Genomic DNA, 17,281 nt, shown 5'->3' on the forward strand with positions numbered 1-17,281 from the left:
ATCAAACAGCCGGCAGGTAACGTTGCGCGACGGCCGACTGACGAATCTGCCCCAACAGGCCCTGACGCGCAGTTTGCAAAGCGTCCCAGCGCTCGCCTTCGTGCAGCGGCGGAATGGTCACGACTTCGCGGCGATCGAAACCGACCAGGGCGGCGTCGACCAGATCGTCGACCTCCATGATGTCGCTCAGGGTGTTGATGTCGATACCGGCGCGATCCCAGATTTCCGTGCGGGTCGCGGCAGGCAGCACGGCTTGCACGTAAACACCTTGTGGCGACAATTCCAGGCTCAGGCCTTGGGAGAGGAACAGCACGAACGCCTTGGTCGCGCCATACACCGACATGCCGAACTCCGGTGCCAGGCCCACCACCGAGCCGATGTTGATGATCGCGCCGTCACCGGCCTTGGCCAGGCGCGGGGCAACGGCACTGGCCAGACGCACCAGCGCGGTGGTGTTCAGCGCGACCAGTTGCGCCACGCTGTCGGTGCTTTGTTCGATGAACGTTCCGGACTGCGCGGCGCCGGCATTGTTGACGAGGATGCCGATGCGCGCGTCATCGCGCAGACGCGCTTCGACGGTGTGCAGATCGCTGAGTTGGGTCAAATCGGCCGGCAGCACTTCAACGTTGACGTTGTGTTCGGCGCGCAGGCCGGCGGCGAGTGCGTCCAGACGCGACTGGTCGCGGGCGACCAGCACCAGATCGTGACCGCGTTGGGCGAAGCGTGCGGCGTAGACCGCGCCGATGCCAGTGGAGGCGCCAGTAATGAGAACAGTAGGGCGGGTAGTCATGATGTCAGCTCTTTTTCAGGGGATAGGGGAGCAGCAGGTCAGCGAGCGCTGGATTCAGCGAGCGTCGGGTAGTCGATATAGCCGGCCGCGCCGCCGCCGTAGAGTGTGGCGGGGTCGAAAGCGGCCAGCGGCGCGCCGACTTGCAGGCGTTCGACCAGATCCGGATTGCCAATGAAAGGGCGGCCGAAGGCGATCAGGTCAGCCTTGTCCTGAGCGATGCGCGAATTGGCCAGATCAAGGTCATAGCCGTTGTTGGCGATGTAGGTGTTCTGGAAACGCTGGCGCAGGGATTCAAAATCAAACGCGGCGATGTCGCGTGGCCCGCCGGTGGCGCCTTCGACAACGTGCAGGTAAACGATGTCCAGTGCGTTGAGTTGGTTAACGAGGTAGTCGAACTGCGCTTGCGGGTCGCTGCTCGACACGCCATTGGCCGGTGACACCGGCGAAATACGCAAGCCAGTGCGATCGGCGCCGATCTCGGCCGCCACCGCAGCGGTCACTTCCAGCAGCAGACGTGCGCGGTTTTCGATCGAGCCGCCGTAGGCATCGGTGCGCTGGTTGGACCCGTCCTTGATGAACTGATCGAGCAGATAGCCATTGGCGCCGTGGATTTCCACGCCGTCAAAGCCTGCCGCCATCGCGTTCACCGCCGCCAGACGAAAATCATTGACGATGCCCGGCAGCTCCGCGGTTTCCAGCGCGCGCGGTTCGGACACATCCTCGAAGCGATTGTTGACGAACACTTTGGTGGCCGCCCGCAGCGAGGACGGAGCGACCGGCGCGGCGCCGTCCGGTTGCAGGTCGACATGAGACACCCGGCCGACATGCCACAGTTGCAGAAAAATCTTCCCGCCCTTGGCGTGCACCGCATCGGTGACGTTACGCCAGCCATCGATTTGCGCCTGGGTGTAGATGCCCGGTGTGTCCTGATAGCCCTGGCCCTGCTGGGAAATCTGCGTGGCCTCGCTGATCAGCAGACCGGCGCTGGCACGCTGGCTGTAATAGGTCGCGGCAAATTCGCTCGGTACAAAACCTGCGCCGGCACGGTTGCGCGTCAGTGGCGCGAGGACTGCGCGGTTGGCCAGTGTCAGGCTGCCGAGGGTGTACGAAGAAAACAGATTCAGGTCGCTCATGTGTTTTTGTTCCGGCCATGGGAGTGAAGTGATGTGGCTGGCTTTTAGGATGATGACCGAAATCTAAACTGTCAATGATTTTGATTATGGCCAACATCTATGTATCATCGACGCATGATTTTTCAGCGCTGGCGAGGTATCCAACATGCGCGTATCCAAGGCTCAGGCCCAAGCCAATCGGGAGCACATTGTCGAAACGGCTTCAGTGATGTTCCGCGAACGCGGTTATGACGGGGTCGGCGTGGCTGACCTGATGGCGGCCGCTGGTTTCACCCATGGCGGTTTCTACAAACATTTCGGCTCCAAGGCCGATCTGATGGCCGAAGCGTCGGCCAATAGCCTGGCGCGGTCATTGACCAGCGCCGAAGCGTTGAGCGTGCAGGACTTCATCGATATGTACGTGTCGCGCGAGCATCGTGACGGCCGTGCCACCGGTTGCACCATGGCGGCACTGTGTGGCGACGCGGCGCGTCAGTCGGGCGATTTGAAGTCAGCCTTCGCCGACGGTATCGAGCGCACGTTGCAGACGCTCGGCGACAAATATCCGCATGCAGCGGATGCGCCGGCAGGCGAGGGCAGAACCAGAATGATCGACCTGCTGGCCCGCGCAGTCGGCGCGATCATGCTCTCGCGGGCGTGCCCGGACGACTCAGCGCTGGCCGATGAAATCCTCGCGGTGTGTCACGCCGAAATGACGGCTTCGTTGCCGGTCATCGAATCGCCGCAAGACGCCACACAAGACAGCTGATGGTTTCAGTGCTGGCGATGCAGTGCCCTGTCGAGGGCCGCTAGCAGCAGTTCCTCATCAAAGGGTTTGCACAGACACTCGAACGCCCGGTAATGCCCGGTCTCGGCGAGTGCTGCCTCATCCCAATGGGCCGACATGCAGATCACCGGAAACTGTCGGGGCCTGTCGAGCAACGCGCGCATCACCTCGATGCCGGAAAGACCGGGCATGCGCAGATCCAGCAGCAGGCAAGCGATGTCAGCCAAATCGGCTTCAGCCAGAAACGCTTCGCCACTGGCGTAGACCTGCGCGCGGTAGCCGACCGAACGCAGCAGGTTCGACAGGCTTTTACGCACGGAAGCGTCGTCGTCAACGATACAGACGATGGTGGGGCGGGCGCTGTCAGCCGCCGTCGGGCGACCTGCCACGCCGCTCACGACAGGCTCGATGGGCCAGGCGAAGGCGCAGCGCTGATCAGTCCGTAGAGTTCGACGAGATTGACCAGCGAGCGGGTCTGCATCTTCGCCATGATGTGCTTGCGATGAACCTTGGCGGTCACTTCACTGGTGCCCAACTGGTTGGCGATCTGTTTGTTCGACAGACCGCCGACGATCAGCGGCAGCACCTCACGCTCACGCGGCGTCAGCTGCCCCGCCAGTTGCCTGACGTGTTGAACCCGTTGCCACTGATCGAACGCCGTCGCTGCATGCTGACGGGTGCTGCGCAGAACACCTAGCAGTTCATCGTCGTTGAACGGCTTGGTCAGAAACTCCACGGCGCCGGCCTTCATGGCCTGCACCGACATCGGAATGGTGCCGTGGCCGGTCATGAAGATCACCGGCCACGGATGGCCGCGCTCGTTCAGTGCCGCCTGCAACTGCAAACCTGTGGTGTCGGGCAGACTGACGTCGAGCAGCAGGCACGCCGGGCCATTGTCGAGGTTGGCCTCGAGCAGTTCTTCGGCCGACTGGAAAATCCGGTGCTCGATGCCTTCGGCGCGCAACAACCGGCTCAGCGCAGTGCGCACGCAGGCCTCATCGTCGACGACAAATACCGGCACCGAGTGCGCCTCGACCGGCGGCGGCTGCGCCACGATCGGCGCCGAGGCCAGGGCAGTGAACACGGGCAGTTTGGGTTCGTGGTCTTTCAATAATCGGTAACCTCGACGGGGAACCGTCTGGATGATTTCTTTTTCCCCGAGCAGTTTGCGCAGCGAGGAAATCTGCACCTGCAGATTGTTCTCTTCGACGACGATGTCCGGCCAGACCTGATTGATCAGTTCGTTTTTGCTGACGATCCGCCCGTCGGCCTGCATCAGCACCGAGAGTATTTCGAACGCCCGTCCGCCCACGCGCAGGGGCCGACCATCGAGAAAGGCTTCGCGCCGTTCCAGGGAAATCGTGGCTTGGCCGAGTCGGATCATGCAGGCCTCTGCGTCGCGGTGAAAAGGAGAAGGCGGGGCGCCGGGTTATCTGGCTCGTACGCTAGGGGACGGCTTGCGATAAAGCAATTATCCCGAGGGATAAGACGCGCGCTTTCAGAGCACCACGTGAGCCGGTGCAAGGCTCTGGACGGCCATCTTGAGGCCGTCGACGGACATCGGCGCAGCGGCTGGCCCTTTTGCAAAAACCGCTGCGTATACTTCGTCACCAGCCTGAATTCCATTTCCAGTGGTGAATGTGTATGCCCGGCCAGACCTCCTCGCCTGCGGTTTCCTGCGCTAACGGTGCCCCGGTGCTCGATGACGCGTGGCTTGGAGATTGCCGGTTCAGCCTGTTGCGCCGCGACCATGAGCTGACCTGGTTCACCCTCCAGGACAGCCGCTCGGGCGAGGCGTGGTTCGCCGTGCGCGCGCCGATTCAACGACCGGCGCTGTGCAAGCGGCTGGAGCGCGGTCTCCATGTGCAGTTGCCCTCGCAGTGGGCGATCAACCCGTTGGCGCTTGTTCGTTCGGCCGACGGTCCCGTGTTGGTCTATCCGCACTGGGGCACGCCGCTGGCTGGACTGATCGACGCCGCCGGCCTGCCGCTCGGTCGAGTGCTGAATATCGCCGTCGCGGCTGCCACTGCTCTGGCCAACACTCGCCATCCCGGCCCCCCGCCAAACCCTGTGGGAGCGAGCCTGCTCGCGAAAGCGGTGGATCCGGCAACAGAGATGTCGGCTCAAATGACCCCTGCGCGAGCAGGCTCGCTGCCACAGGGATTTCTATTGCCGTGGCATCTGATGGTCGGCGCGGACGACAGCGTCAGGCTGATGGGCCTCCACATTCAGGCGCAGGAAACCCCCGTCGCTGAACTGCCAAGTCCCGAGCACTGGCCTTATCTGGCGCCGGAACAGCTGCAGCGCGATGGCGTCAACGTCGATGAACGCAGCGATGTGTATGCGCTGTCGGCCATCCTCTATGAGGCCCTGACCGGTCGCCCGCCGCTGACCGCTCGCGATGCGGCGCAATGGCTGCATGTGCACGCCGCCGTCGAGCCGTTGTCGCCGGCCGACTATATTCCCGAACTGCCGCAAGGCATTTGCCATGTGTTGCTCAAAGGCTTGGCCAAGGAGCCGGACGCGCGTTATCAGAGTCTCGAATCGCTGGCCGCCGACCTCAACTGGTGTCTACGCCAGTGGCAGCGAAAGGGCCAGATCGAGCCGTTCCGCCTCGGTGCCTTCGATGCGCGGGCGGCGGCCACGCGCGGTGACGTGCTGTTTGGCCGCGATGGCGAACGCGCGCAACTGCTGGAACAGATCCAGCGCGTGCGCAGCGACGGCACGGCTCGCGTGCTGCTGGTTGCCGGCGCGCCGGGGGCTGGCAAGTCGGCGCTGATCCAGCAAGGCCTGCGCACGCACGCGCCCGGTTACTGGGCCAGCGGCAAAATGGATCTGGCGCAGAACAACCGGCCTTTTGCGCCACTGGCACAGATTTTCCGCTCGCTGATCAGCCAGGTGTTGGCCAAGCCCGCGCTGGCCTTGCAGGCCCTCAGCGAGCAACTGAGTGAAACCCTCAAGGGCCGTGGCCGTTTGCTGGTGGACCTGGCGCCGGAAGCCGAATTGCTGATCGGCGCTACCACCGAACTGCCGAACATGCCGGCGCGTCATGCCCTCGACCGGGTCAATCGGGCGCTGCTTGATGTGCTGGAGGTCTTCGCCCAGCCGGGGCATCCGCTGTTGCTGTTCATCGATGATGTGCAGTGGGCTGACGACTCGACCCAGGCGTTTCTCCAAGCCTTCATTGCCCGGCCAACGCGGCATTTATTGTTGATTCTCGCGTATCGCGAAGGCGAGTTGCCGAACGGCGAGGGCGGATGGCTTGATCAGCTGCGCGCAGCCCCGGCGTTGCCAGTCACCGACCTTGAGTTAGGCCCGCTGTCGGTGCAGGCCGTCGCGCAACTGATGGCTGTCGAACTCGATGCCGACGTCGACAACCTCCCGGCGCTGGCCTCTGTCGTGCATTTCAAAACCGCTGGCAATCCGTTGTTCGTCAGTCAGGTGGCGCGCGCCTTGGTCGATGAGCGCCTGCTGCGTTTCGATGCCGCGACGCGGCACTGGGTCTGGAATCAGGGTGATGTGGACGGCTACCGCTACGCCGATAATGTCGCCGAGTTGATGGTGCAGCGCTTGCAGCGTTTGCCGGCCAGTGCCCGGGAAGTGCTGCGCACGGCGGGTTATGTCGGTGGCCGCTGTGACGACGCACTGTTGTGGCGTTTGCTGCCGGGCGATCCCGCGCAATGGGCGCGTGACGTGGACTATCTGGTCGGCACCGGGTTTCTTCTACGCGAACCGGGCCAACTGGTCTTTCCCCACGACCGCGTGCTGGAGGCGGCCGCCGCCCTGACAGCACCGGCGGGGCGCGCCGCCGAGCATGCGCGCATTGCCGGCGCCATGCTCGATCACTGGGGCGAGCAGCGTCAGGCGCGGGTGTTCGACATTGCCAGTCAGATTCAGCGCAGTCAGGTTGATGGTCTGCAAGAACCCCGGCGCGCCGATTTCATTCAGTTGTTGGTCGAGGCCGCCGAGCGCGCCCGCGACACCGCGGCTGTCGAGCAGGCCGTGGATTATCTGCGCACTGCCGAGCGGTTGCTGGGCGCCGCGGGATGGTCGCAGCTCTACCCGCAAGCCTTCGCCGCGCGCTGGCTGGCGGCCGAATGCGCGATGTTGCTGGCGGACCTGCCGGGTGCGCAACAGCGCCTTGATGACTGTCTGTGCCACGCCGGTACCGCGCTGGACCAAGCCAAAACCTATCGTCTGCGGGCGACCCTGCGCACCTTGGACTGCGATTATCATGGCGCGATCAGCGAAGCGCTGGACGGGCTCGCACTGCTGGGTATTGCCTTGCAGCGCCGGCCATCGAAGGCGCAAGTGGGCGAAGCGTTCGAGCGGGTTCGGCAATTGGTCGGCGCACGGCGCATTGCTGACCTGACCGCGCTGCCCAAGGCTTGCGACCCGCAGATCGAAGTGGCAATGCAGCTGCTGAGCACGCTGATCGCTTCATTCTTCGTGCAGGACGATATTGCCTTTGTGCACTTGGCGAAGGTGGTCGAACTGACCTTGCTGCACGGCACCACGCCAAGCAGCGGCTATGGTTTTGCCTGGTACGGCGTGATGATCGCCGACCGCTATGGCGAGTACGTCGACGGCGTCGCTTTCGCCGAACTGGCCTTGGCCCTCACCGACCTGCACGGCTATGAAGCCGGGCGCGCCGGCACGCTGGTGGCGCTTGATCAGGTCAGCCCGTGGACCCGGCCAATGACCTATGCCCGACAAAAGGCCTTCGCCGCGTTTGAGTGCGGCCAGGCCGGTGGCGACCTGGGCATGTCGTGTTATGCCTGTAATCACATCGGCTCGGATCTGCTGTTCATGGGCGAACCGCTGCACAGTGTGCTGAACGAGCTGGACCTCGGCCTGAGCTGGGTGCGGCAGTTTCACTACATTGACATCGAGCGCATTCTGCTGGCGCAACAGACGTTCGCCAGTGAACTGCGCAACGGACCTGAGCCTCGCTCGATCAGCGAACTGGATACCTTGGAACATGACCGCTTCGGCCCGCTCGATCGTGAGCGTGTTTCGCAGCCCACGCTGTTCTGGAGGTGGTTGTACTCAGGCATGTCGGCGTTCTATTTCGGCGATGTGCGCTATGCGTTGCGCCGCTTTGAAGCGGCCGAGGCGCTGACCTGGTCGTTGCCGGCGCACATCGATCTGGCCCAGTACTACCTGTTTTACAGCCTGGCGTTGGCCAGTCCGGAGGCGCCGGGTTCTGTTGCCGAAAAGCTGGAGAAACTGGCGCAGCAACGTCAGCGCTTTTTGCCGTGGGTTGAGCTCAATCCATCGACATTCAGCAACAAACTGCTGCTGATCGAAGGCGCAATGGCCCGCGTTCGCGGTGAGGGGCTGGTTGCCATTCGCTGCTTCGACCAGTCGCAGATCGCCGCGGCCGCCGCCGGGTTTATCCATGAGCAAGCACTGGCCCATGAACAACTGGCCGAGGTCTGCCGATTCAATGGCCTGGTCTCCGGCATGCATCATCACCTGCGTGTCGCCCGCGATTGCTATGGACTGTGGGGAGCTGAAGCCAAGGCGCGGCAACTCGAAGCACTGCACCCGTTTCTCGCCCGCGAGCACTCGCTGGAAACCGTAACGCCGGTGACGCGCGGGCGCCTTGATCTGGAAGTCGGGATTGAAGCGGCCCGCGCGGTTTCGCAAGAAGTGTTGCTGGATCGGCTGGTCGAAACCCTGATGAATCACTTGATGATCCAGGCCGGCGCCGATCAGGGCGCGTTGCTGCTGGTCGCCGAGGGTGAGCTGCAACTGGCCGCCGCTGCGCACGTGGAAGCAGGCAATGTGCGGGTCAGTCAGGACAACAACCGCTCATTGGAGCACATTGCGCCGGTTTCAGTGCTCAACGCTACCATGCGCACCCGCACGCCGCTGGTGCTCGACGATGCCCGCACCGATTGCCCCGAAGCCTACAGCGCCGACCTGCACCAGCGGCAGACGCGCTCGATGATGTGCTTGCCGCTGCTCAAGCAAGGTGCGCTGATTGGCCTGGTCTACCTGGAAAACAGGCTGGTACCGAAGCTGTTCGGTGCCGAACGCCTGACCATGCTGGAAATCCTCGCCTCGCAGGCAGCGGTGTCGCTGCAAACCGCGCGTCTCTACGCGCAACTGGTCGAAGACAACCGCTTGCGCGCGCAAATGGAAGCCGACTTGCGCAGTTCGCGGGCGGAACTGGCGCGTAACTCGCACCTGAAAATGATGGGCGAGTTGTCGGCCTCGATTGCCCACGAAATCAGCCAGCCGCTGCTGGGGATTTCTTCCAATGCCTCGGCGAGCTTGCGCTGGCTCAAGCGCGACACGCCGGATCTGACCGAAGCGATTCAGGGCCTGGAGGACATCCGTTCCGACAGCGCGCGGGCCACCGAGATCGTTCAGGCCTTGCGTGCGTTGGCCAAACAGGCGCCGTTGCAGCGCCTGCCAGTGTCGATTGATGCGTTGATTGGTGAGGTCGTGCAACTGACGGCCAGCGACGTGCACAACCGTAGCGTCACCTTGCACGCGCAACTCAATGCTGCTGAGCCGGTGTTGGGGGATCGGGTGCAGATTCAGCAGGTGATTTATAACCTGATCGTTAACGCACTGGAGGCGATGGCCGGGCATGGCGTTGCTGACGGACGCTTGAGTATCGAATCGACGATCAGCGATGGGCAGGTCTGCGTGTGCTTTCAGGACAGTGGACCGGGAATCGCCGAGCATCAGCGTGAGGAGATTTTTGATGCGTTCTTCACCACCAAGGGCAGTGGAATGGGCATGGGCCTGGCGATTTGCCGGACCGTGATTGGCGCCCATGGCGGGACGTTGCGCGTGGAGGACAGCGAGGCGGGGGCGCGGATTTGTTTCAGGTTGCCGCTCGCATCGGGTGCCAGGCTCGAACGCCGCTAGTCACTCCCGACGCAAGTGCTGGCTGACTAGCGAAAAAAAAAAGGCCGCGGTAACGCGGCCCAAAAGGGAGGAGTGAACAAAACGCTTTGAAGATCAAATCAAGGCCGCAGTTCCGTCGAATGCTTCAAGACCGTCGAATTGAGCAAACCCTCGTGGAGCCGCCACGTATCGCCATCAACCACCGCCAGCCGCGCACCACACACGGCCTGACGCCAAACCTTCGGCGGCATTCCCACCAACCGCCCGAACGTGCGCGTGAAGTGCGAGTGATCGGAGAAACCGCACTCATAGACAATGTCGGTAATCGCCATCGAGGTCAGCAACAAAGCCTTCGCCTTGTCGATTTTCATCCTCAGCATCCATTCCTGCGGCGAGCAGCCGGTGACAATCTTGAACGCCCGGGAAAAATGACTGCGCGACAGATTGCAATGTTCAGCGATTTCGCTGACGCGCAAGCTGCGGCTCAAGTCGCGCAGCATGTAGGCCTTGGCACGACGCTCCTGCCAGCCGGACAGCGCGCCCAATGGGCGCGCCAGGTGGCAGGGCGGGTCTGACTTCTCCGATTGCGGGTTCATGGCGGCTCTCCTGATCGATGGGGAAAGTCTGGCCGCGGGCGACATTTAAAGTCCTTAAACAAACCTTAAAAGTTATGAAGGCCGGACCTCAGGCGTGGAACGGGTAATCGACGTAACCACGCTGATCGCCGCCGAAGAAACTGCTCGGATCCGGCGTGTTCAGCTCAAGGCCATCGCGCAGACGACGCGGCAGATCCGGATTGGCCAGAAACGGTCGGCCGAAGGCAATGAGGTCGGCGCGATTGGCGATCAGCGCCTGCTCGGCGGACGCTGCGTCATACCCGCCAGCGAGGATCAGCACGCCGTTCCAGGTATTGCGCAACTGGGCGATGATCGCGTCCCAGCGCGGGTCGAAGTGTTCGTCCTTGACCGTGCCGACCATGGCCGGCTCAACCAAATGCAGGTACGCCAGATGCCACTGATTGAGCGCTTCGACCAGATAACCGAATGTCGCTTCGGGCGTGTCATCGCCCATGCCCATAAAGCGGCCCATCGGCGTCAGGCGCACGCCAACGCGCTCGGCACCGACTTCGTCAGCGACGGCTGCAACCACTTCGAGCAAAAAGCGCGCGCGGTTCTCCACGCTGCCGCCATAGCCGTCATTGCGCTGGTTGCTGTTGCTGTTGAGAAATTGATCGAGCAGATAACCATTACCGGCATGGATTTCCACGCCGTCCATCCCGGCGTTCAACGCATTGCGTGCGGCGCGGCGATAGTCTTCGACAATGTCGGCGATTTCCGCTGTCTCGAGCGCACGTGGCACCGGCACATCGCCCCAGACGCCATGGCCTTCGTCGTCGACGATAAAGGTCTTGCCCGGCACTGGCAGTGCGCTCGGTGCAACGGGCAGACCGGCGTCCGGCTGGAAACTCGGATGCGATACGCGGCCGACGTGCCACAGCTGCATGAAGATCAGACCGTGCGCCTCATGCACCGCCGTGCTGACGTCACGCCATGCCTGAACTTGCGCATCGGTGTAGATGCCCGGCGTCCACGCGTAGCCCTGGCCTTGTTGGGAAATCTGCGTGGCCTCGGTGATGATCAGTGCGGCACTGGCGCGTTGGCGGTAATACTCGGCGTTTATCGCGGTCGGGACGTCGCCCGGTTGGCCGGCGCGCGAGCGGGTCAGCGGCGCCATCACCACGCGGTGGGCAAGGGTGTAAGGGCCAAGTGCGATGGGTTGAAACAGGCGACGGGTCATGGGTAGCTCCGGATTTCGATGAGTTGGGTTCAAGCGCGGCAGCCAGGTGCCGCTCGCAGTGCAGGTAACTTAACCGGGGGGCGCGGGGCTGATAATCCGTGGCCGGCGCTACGCTGTTTTGCGCGCCGCGCAACGGCGCCCGCGCTCATCGGCGATGAACGCGGGCGCGCTTCAGGCGGGTTGGCTGGAGCGGGTCAACGGCAGGTTCAGCCAGCGCCGGCCCGTGGCGTTGGCAACCGCATTGCCGAGGGCGGCGGCCATCGGTCCTTGAACGATTTCTGCGGCGCCGAGAAAGGGTTGTCCCGGTTGATCGAGCAAGTGCACGTCGACTTTTTTCGGCAACTGCGTGAAGCGCAAGATCGGGTAGCCGCTCCAGTCGTAGCTGCGAATGCCGCCGGCGTCGTAGGCGACTTTTTCATAGAGCGTCCAGCTCGCCGACTGCACGATGCCACCCTCGACCTGATTGCGCAGGCCATCGGGGCTGACGATCTGGCCGACGTCCACCGCCGTCACCACATGATCGACCCGGATCTCGCCAGTCTGCGGATGCACCCACAGCTTCACCGCGATAGCGCAGTAACCCATGATGTTTTTGTAGCGGGCGAAGGCGAAACCGATCCCCGCGCCGGGCTCACTGCTTTTGTGCGGCCAGCCGATTTCGTCACGCACACGCTCGATCACCGCACGGGCGCGCGGGTCGCTCAGGTGCGCGAGACGCAACGCCAGCGGATCGATGCCGGCCTTGATCGCCAACTCATCGATACTTGCCTCGATAGCGAAGATGTTGATGTGTGCGCCCAGCGAGCGCATGGCCGAGGTGCGAAAGGGCATTTCGGTGACGAAGTTCATGTTGATCTGCGTTGAACCCAGATCGTACAGCGGCACCGCGTTGCGATCGCCGTCACCTTCGGGCTGGGCGATCGGCACCGAGGGCGCCGAGGCGAATGGTTTGGCCAACAAACGCGCTGGCAACAGGCGCCCGGCATTGACGATGCGTTCGTTGTGTGGCGTCGTCCAAAGCTCGTAGTTCCAGTCCTGCAAACGGCCCTGGCTGAGGCCGGCGTCGACCTCTGTGACCATCGCCGAACTGTACGGCTCCCAGAGATTTTCCTGCTCGCGCATCCATTGCACGCGCACTGGCGTGCCGGGCAGGCGCATGGCGATTAATGCGGCATCAGCGGCGGCATCATCGGCGCCGTTGTGGCCGTAACAGCCTGAGCCTTCGGTATGAATGCAACGCACGCGTTCCGGCGGCAGACGGAGCATTTCGGCGATGCCGGCGCGCAGCGGATAGACGCCTTGGGTGTGGGTCCAGACCGTGAGTACGCCGTCCTTGAACCAGGCCACCGCACAGGACGGGCCGATCGAACCGTGCATCAGGTATTGCTTGGTCACCCGCGCCTTGAATCGCACATCGGCCACGCCATTGGGCGAACCGCTATGGCTGATCGGATAGCGCTTGGAGGGCAAGCGCTTGAGCAAATCATGAATCCCGGCGGCCTCGGGAATGGCCTCGCCGCCGCTCCACTTGGCACTTTCAATGCCGCTGCGCATGGCCTTGATCGCTTGCCATTCATCACGGGCGACCACGGCCAGATAGTTGCCATCGCGGATCACCTTGACCACGCCGTTCAGCGCTTCGATGGGCGCTGCATCGAACGCTTGCAGCGTGCAGCCCGGGCGCGGCGGGCGGATTACCCGCGCGTGCAGCATGCCCGGCAGGCGCATGTCCTGCACGAATGCCGCGCCGCCGCTGACTTTGGCGGGGATGTCCAGGCGCGGCAAGTTATGCCCGATCAGTTTGAAGTCGGCCGCCGCCATCGTCGGTGACTGCGCCTTGGCGTATTGGTGCACATCGACATGGCCGACCGCGTCGGCGTAAGTCATCCGTTGCCCGGCCGGGCCTTCGATCACGCCGTCGCGGGTGTTCAGCAACGCTGCATCGATTTGCCAATTGCGTGCGGCGGCATCGACGAGCATTTCGCGCACCTGCGCGGCGGCGTTGTACAGCGCGGTGCCGCTGTCGAAAATGCTGTGGCTGCCGGCGGTGTAGCCTTCGTTGGGCGTCAGCGCGGTGTCGGCGGTGAGCAAGTTGATCGCGCTCGCGGGGACTTGCAGACGTTCGGCGGCGATTTGCAGCAGCGCGGTTTTCACACCGGTGCCCAGTTCAACCTTGCCGGTGTACACGCTGATGCCGTCGGCGCCGATGCGAATCCAGGCGTCGAGGTAAGGGTTGGTGCGCAGACTGCCGGGCAGATCGGGGGCCAGCACCACGGTGCCGAGGGTGTCGACCTCGCTGTCGGCCAAAGCCCGTCGCGCCACTGGCATCAGCGTGAACGCCATGAGCAACGCGCCACCGCGCAGGAAGGCTCGGCGGCTGGGGTTCAAGCCGTTTGATTCGCTCATGACAGGCTCCCGTTGTGCCCGGCTACCTGTTTGATCGCCTCGATGATGCGCAGATGCGTACCGCAGCGGCACAAATTGCCGGCCATGTGCTCGCGGATGGTTGACTCATCCGGATGCGGATCGCGTTCAAGCAACGACTGTGCGCGCATCAACATGCCGGCGATGCAGTAGCCGCATTGCGCCGCCTGCTTGTCGATGAACGCCGCTTGCAGTGCGCCGGGTTTTTCTGCGCTGCCGAGGCTTTCCACGGTCCGAATCTTTTTGCCTTCAAGACCTGCGCACGGCGTCAGGCAGGCGAACACCGGTTGGTCGTCAACAATCACCGTGCAGGCGCCGCACTGGCCCAGGCCGCAGCCGTACTTGGCGCCGTTGAGGTTCAAGTGATTGCGCAGCGCGTACAGCAGCGGCATGTCCGGCTCCAGCTCCAGCGCTTGGGTGGCTCCATTGACGTTGAGGGTGATCTGGCTCATTTCGTCTCCTGACGTAACGCTTCAATAGTGGAAGAGAGGTCGGCCCACGGCTGATCGGCTCTGGCTTGCTGGCGCAGGTAAGCGGCGAGGGCGGCGAGTTGGGCGTTGTCGAGGCTGGCGGCGAACGGCGGCATCACCGGGCCGGGCGAGCCGGGAATGGCGGGCACGCCTTCGAGCACGGTCTTGAGGAAATTGCGCGAACTGGCGGCTTGCAACGCCGAGGTGTTTTGCAGGCCCGGGCGTCCGTCGATCTCACGCATCGGCGCGGCGGCTCCATGGCATCCGGCGCAGGCGCTGCTGAAGAGCAGGGCGGCGGTTGTATGATCCACTGGGCTACTCGGCTGCTTTTTTGCGGTGGTTTCCGTTACTGCGTGGGGGCTTTGCAGGCTCAGCAGATACTCGGCAATCGCCTCGGCGTCACTGGCCGGCAGACGCGCCAGGCTCAGGCTGACCGGACGCATCGGGCCGGCCGGCGTGCCGTGGCCATCGACCACGTCGGCGCGCAGGTAGCCGACCAATTGCTCAGGGTTCCACGGGTTGGCGCGTTGGCCCAGACCGACCAGCGGCGGCGCGTTCCAGCCATCGACGCTGCCGCCCTGAAGATATTCCGAGGATTTCTCCGCGCCGATCAGGTTCAGCGGCGAATGGCAGCTGGCGCAGTGACCCGGGCCATCGACCAGATAGCGTCCGCGATTCCACGCCACGCTGTGTTCGGCCATCGGCGTCAACGGTTCGCCATGCAGAAACAGCAGGTTCCAGAACGACACCAGCGGACGAATGTTCATCGGGAAATTCATCTGGTTCTGCCGCGCCGGGGCGTGTACGGCGGGGCCGCTCATCAAGTAGGCGTAGGCGTCGGCGATGTCCGCCGCGCTCATGCGCCGGTAGTGCACATAGGGAAAGGCCGGGTAGAGAAAGTGGCCGTCACGGGCAATGCCTTCGCGCATCGCCCGTTCGAAGGCCGGCAGCGACCACTCGCCGATACCCGTCTGCGTATCCGGGGTGATGTTGGTGCTGTACAGCGTGCCGAACGGCGTCACCAACGGCAGCCCGCCGGCCAGGTATTCGCCGCCGGGACGGGTATGGCACACCGCGCAATCACCGGCCTCGACCACCCGCGCGCCGCGTTGCAATTGTGCAGCCTCGAATGAGGTAGGGCGTTTGATCGGTGCGATCGCCGGGCGCCACATCAGCGCGACGGCGCCGATCAGGCCGATCACCGCGAGCACGGCGACGCTGATCCACAGGGTTCTGGATTTGAGCAAGTGACTGTTCATGGTCGGCAGGAAAACGCGGCGGGCAGTGGCAGGACGAGTGAAGTACGGGTCATGGAAACGCTCCTTGTAGCAGCCGGGGAAGGGCACCGACGTGGACGTCTGCGCCTGGGGCCAAAGCGTAGAGAAGACACTTGCGGCGGAGAATCACCGGTCCACGCAACAGCGCGTTGCGTCGAAAGCAACGTTGCGCCTGGCGCATCAGTGCGTTGCCCGGCGCACGGATTCTCGTTGCCGTCGGCTGACCGTAGCCTTGGCGCAACTTTCCCGAACTCAACGAGGTGTCACCATGCTTACGGGCAATCCTGCCGTTGCGGCCCCGGCCGAACAGCCTGCTTCACTCTCCGGCCTGATGGTCGCATTTCTGGCCTTCTGCTGCGGCGCGGTTGTGGCCAACCTGTATTACGCGCAGCCCATCGTTGAACTGATCGCGCCGCAGATCGGTCTGTCCAGCGCCAATGCCAGCCTGATCGTTTCGCTGACGCAGTTCGGCTATGCGCTGGGTTTGTTGCTACTGGTGCCGCTGGCCGATCTGATGGAGAACCGCCGTCTGGTGGTGGGCTTCACCCTGGCCGCGAGCGTCACGCTGTTGTGCGCCGGCCTGACCCATTCGCCGTCGCTGTTTCTGCTGTTGTCGTTGCTGATCGGCCTGACCTCGGTGGCCGTGCAGATTCTCGTGCCGCTGGCCGCGCATCTGGCGCCGGAAGCCAGCCGTGGCCGAGTCGTCGGCAATATCATGAGCGGCCTGTTGCTGGGGATTCTGTTGTCGCGACCACTGTCGAGCCTGCTGGTTGAAGTGTTCGGCTGGCGCGGGGTGTTTTACAGCGCGGCGGCACTGATGGCCGTTATCGCATTGATTACCGCTGTGGCGCTGCCGCGTCGGGTGCCGACGCACAAAGCCACCTACGTTGCGCTGATTGGTTCGGTGTTTGCCTTGGCCCGACGCTTTGCGGTGTTGCGTCAGCGTTCGCTGTATCAGGGTTTGCTGTTTGCCAGCTTCAGCCTGTTCTGGACCCTCGCGCCGATTGAGCTGATGCGCCATCACGGTTTTACCCAAGCGCAGGTGGCTATCTTTGCTTTGGTCGGTGCGGTCGGGGCGATTGCGGCGCCGATTGCCGGGCGTCTGGCCGATGCCGGGCATGCGCGTCGCGGGACGCTGGTGGCGCTGCTGCTGGCGCCCGTGTCGCTGTTGATCGCGGCGCTTCCGGGCAGCGGCTATGTCTGGCTGGTGGTGTGTGCGGTGCTGCTGGATTTTGCCGTGCAACTGAACATGGTGCTTGGCCAGCGTGAGGTGTATGCGCTCGATCCGCACAGCCGTGCACGCCTCAACGCGGTGTACATGACCAGCATCTTCGTCGGCGGCGCCCTCGGCTCCCTGATCGCCAGTCCGCTGTACGAGCATTTTGGCTGGAACCTGTCGGCCGTGTTGGTGGCGGTGATGCCGGCGCTGGCGTTGGCGTTGTTCCTGGGCCGCAAGGCTGACAGACCCTGAATCGAGTAACAACACGATCCCTGTGGGAGGGGGCTTGCTCCCGAAAGCGATGGGTCAGTTGGCACATTTGTTGACTGACAGTCCGCCTTCGCGAGCAAGCCCGCTCCCACAGGGGGTGCGGGTACAGCGCACGCTCGCGTCCCACCACACAGCTATTGTGGGAGGGGGCTTGCTCCCGAAAGCGGTGGGTCAGCTGACACATTTGTTGACTGACACACCGCCTTCGCGAGCAAGCCCGCTCCCACTGGTTTGAGGTATACCAGGATGGCGCCAGACGCCGCCAAGC

General features: G+C 63.5%; 12 protein-coding genes. 3 read left to right on the forward strand and 9 right to left on the reverse strand.

What is annotated here, in order from left to right:
* Window position 1 precedes the first annotated feature (1 nt).
* Window positions 2-790: an SDR family oxidoreductase gene (locus HU755_RS01205; protein ID WP_186630294.1), complete on the reverse strand. Its 789-nt coding sequence runs from the start codon at window positions 788-790 to the stop codon at window positions 2-4.
* A gap of 38 nt (window positions 791-828) precedes the next feature.
* Window positions 829-1,923: an alkene reductase gene (locus tag HU755_RS01210; protein WP_186630295.1), complete on the reverse strand. Its 1,095-nt coding sequence runs from the start codon at window positions 1,921-1,923 to the stop codon at window positions 829-831.
* 145 nt (window positions 1,924-2,068) lie between these two features.
* Here HU755_RS01210 and HU755_RS01215 point away from each other — a divergent pair, with 145 nt between their 5' ends.
* Window positions 2,069-2,671: a TetR/AcrR family transcriptional regulator gene (locus tag HU755_RS01215; protein WP_186630296.1), complete on the forward strand. Its 603-nt coding sequence runs from the start codon at window positions 2,069-2,071 to the stop codon at window positions 2,669-2,671.
* A 5-nt stretch (window positions 2,672-2,676) separates the two neighbouring features.
* On the opposite strand, the gene HU755_RS01220 is transcribed toward HU755_RS01215, so the two are convergent.
* The gene (locus HU755_RS01220) at window positions 2,677-3,087 is read right to left on the reverse strand and encodes a response regulator (RefSeq protein WP_346655418.1); all 411 of its coding nucleotides are present in this window, start codon (window positions 3,085-3,087) and stop codon (window positions 2,677-2,679) included.
* Window positions 3,084-4,073, reverse strand: coding sequence for a response regulator (locus HU755_RS01225; RefSeq protein ID WP_186630297.1), 990 nt, complete (start codon window positions 4,071-4,073; stop codon window positions 3,084-3,086). Before HU755_RS01225 ends, HU755_RS01220 begins: the two co-directional genes overlap by 4 nt.
* Before the next feature lie 350 nt (window positions 4,074-4,423).
* Here HU755_RS01225 and HU755_RS01230 point away from each other — a divergent pair, with 350 nt between their 5' ends.
* Window positions 4,424-9,577: an AAA family ATPase gene (locus tag HU755_RS01230; protein ID WP_186630629.1), complete on the forward strand. Its 5,154-nt coding sequence runs from the start codon at window positions 4,424-4,426 to the stop codon at window positions 9,575-9,577.
* Between the two features lie 98 nt (window positions 9,578-9,675).
* Here the strand turns inward: HU755_RS01230 and HU755_RS01235 are convergent, their stop codons facing one another.
* The 5 genes from HU755_RS01235 to HU755_RS01255 all read right to left on the reverse strand — a co-directional run bounded on the left by HU755_RS01235 (window position 9,676) and on the right by HU755_RS01255 (window position 15,593).
* Window positions 9,676-10,152, reverse strand: a complete 477-nt coding sequence (locus tag HU755_RS01235) for a helix-turn-helix domain-containing protein (RefSeq protein WP_186630298.1) — start codon at window positions 10,150-10,152, stop codon at window positions 9,676-9,678.
* A gap of 88 nt (window positions 10,153-10,240) precedes the next feature.
* Window positions 10,241-11,353, reverse strand: a complete 1,113-nt coding sequence (locus HU755_RS01240; protein WP_186630299.1) for an alkene reductase — start codon at window positions 11,351-11,353, stop codon at window positions 10,241-10,243.
* Window positions 11,354-11,524: 171 nt separating this feature from the next.
* On the reverse strand, window positions 11,525-13,759 hold the full coding sequence (locus HU755_RS01245) for a molybdopterin cofactor-binding domain-containing protein (RefSeq protein ID WP_186630300.1): 2,235 nt from the start codon (window positions 13,757-13,759) through the stop codon (window positions 11,525-11,527).
* Window positions 13,756-14,229 (reverse strand): (2Fe-2S)-binding protein, encoded by a 474-nt coding sequence (locus tag HU755_RS01250; protein WP_186630301.1) that lies wholly within the window; start codon window positions 14,227-14,229, stop codon window positions 13,756-13,758. Before HU755_RS01250 ends, HU755_RS01245 begins: the two co-directional genes overlap by 4 nt.
* Window positions 14,226-15,593, reverse strand: coding sequence for a cytochrome c (locus HU755_RS01255; protein WP_369408035.1), 1,368 nt, complete (start codon window positions 15,591-15,593; stop codon window positions 14,226-14,228). Before HU755_RS01255 ends, HU755_RS01250 begins: the two co-directional genes overlap by 4 nt.
* A gap of 199 nt (window positions 15,594-15,792) precedes the next feature.
* On the opposite strand from HU755_RS01255, the gene HU755_RS01260 reads away from it, so the two are divergent.
* The gene (locus HU755_RS01260) at window positions 15,793-16,995 is read left to right on the forward strand and encodes an MFS transporter (RefSeq protein ID WP_186630302.1); all 1,203 of its coding nucleotides are present in this window, start codon (window positions 15,793-15,795) and stop codon (window positions 16,993-16,995) included.
* The last annotated feature ends 286 nt before the right edge of the window (window positions 16,996-17,281 follow it).

Source organism: Pseudomonas sp. SWRI111, from assembly GCF_014268555.1.
Taxonomy (GTDB): Bacteria; Pseudomonadota; Gammaproteobacteria; order Pseudomonadales; family Pseudomonadaceae; genus Aquipseudomonas; species Aquipseudomonas hamedanensis.

Excerpts from the sequence above, each read along its gene's own strand:
- HU755_RS01215 (WP_186630296.1), top strand. The coding sequence starts at position 2,069 with ATGCGCGTATCCAAGGCTCAGGCCCAAGCCAATCGGGAGCACATTGTC.
- HU755_RS01245 (WP_186630300.1), bottom strand. The coding sequence starts at position 13,759 with ATGAGCGAATCAAACGGCTTGAACCCCAGCCGCCGAGCCTTCCTGCGC.
- HU755_RS01210 (WP_186630295.1), bottom strand. The coding sequence starts at position 1,923 with ATGAGCGACCTGAATCTGTTTTCTTCGTACACCCTCGGCAGCCTGACA.
- HU755_RS01260 (WP_186630302.1), top strand. The coding sequence starts at position 15,793 with ATGCTTACGGGCAATCCTGCCGTTGCGGCCCCGGCCGAACAGCCTGCT.
- HU755_RS01235 (WP_186630298.1), bottom strand. The coding sequence starts at position 10,152 with ATGAACCCGCAATCGGAGAAGTCAGACCCGCCCTGCCACCTGGCGCGC.
- HU755_RS01250 (WP_186630301.1), bottom strand. The coding sequence starts at position 14,229 with ATGAGCCAGATCACCCTCAACGTCAATGGAGCCACCCAAGCGCTGGAG.
- HU755_RS01225 (WP_186630297.1), bottom strand. The coding sequence starts at position 4,073 with ATGATCCGACTCGGCCAAGCCACGATTTCCCTGGAACGGCGCGAAGCC.
- HU755_RS01205 (WP_186630294.1), bottom strand. The coding sequence starts at position 790 with ATGACTACCCGCCCTACTGTTCTCATTACTGGCGCCTCCACTGGCATC.
- HU755_RS01240 (WP_186630299.1), bottom strand. The coding sequence starts at position 11,353 with ATGACCCGTCGCCTGTTTCAACCCATCGCACTTGGCCCTTACACCCTT.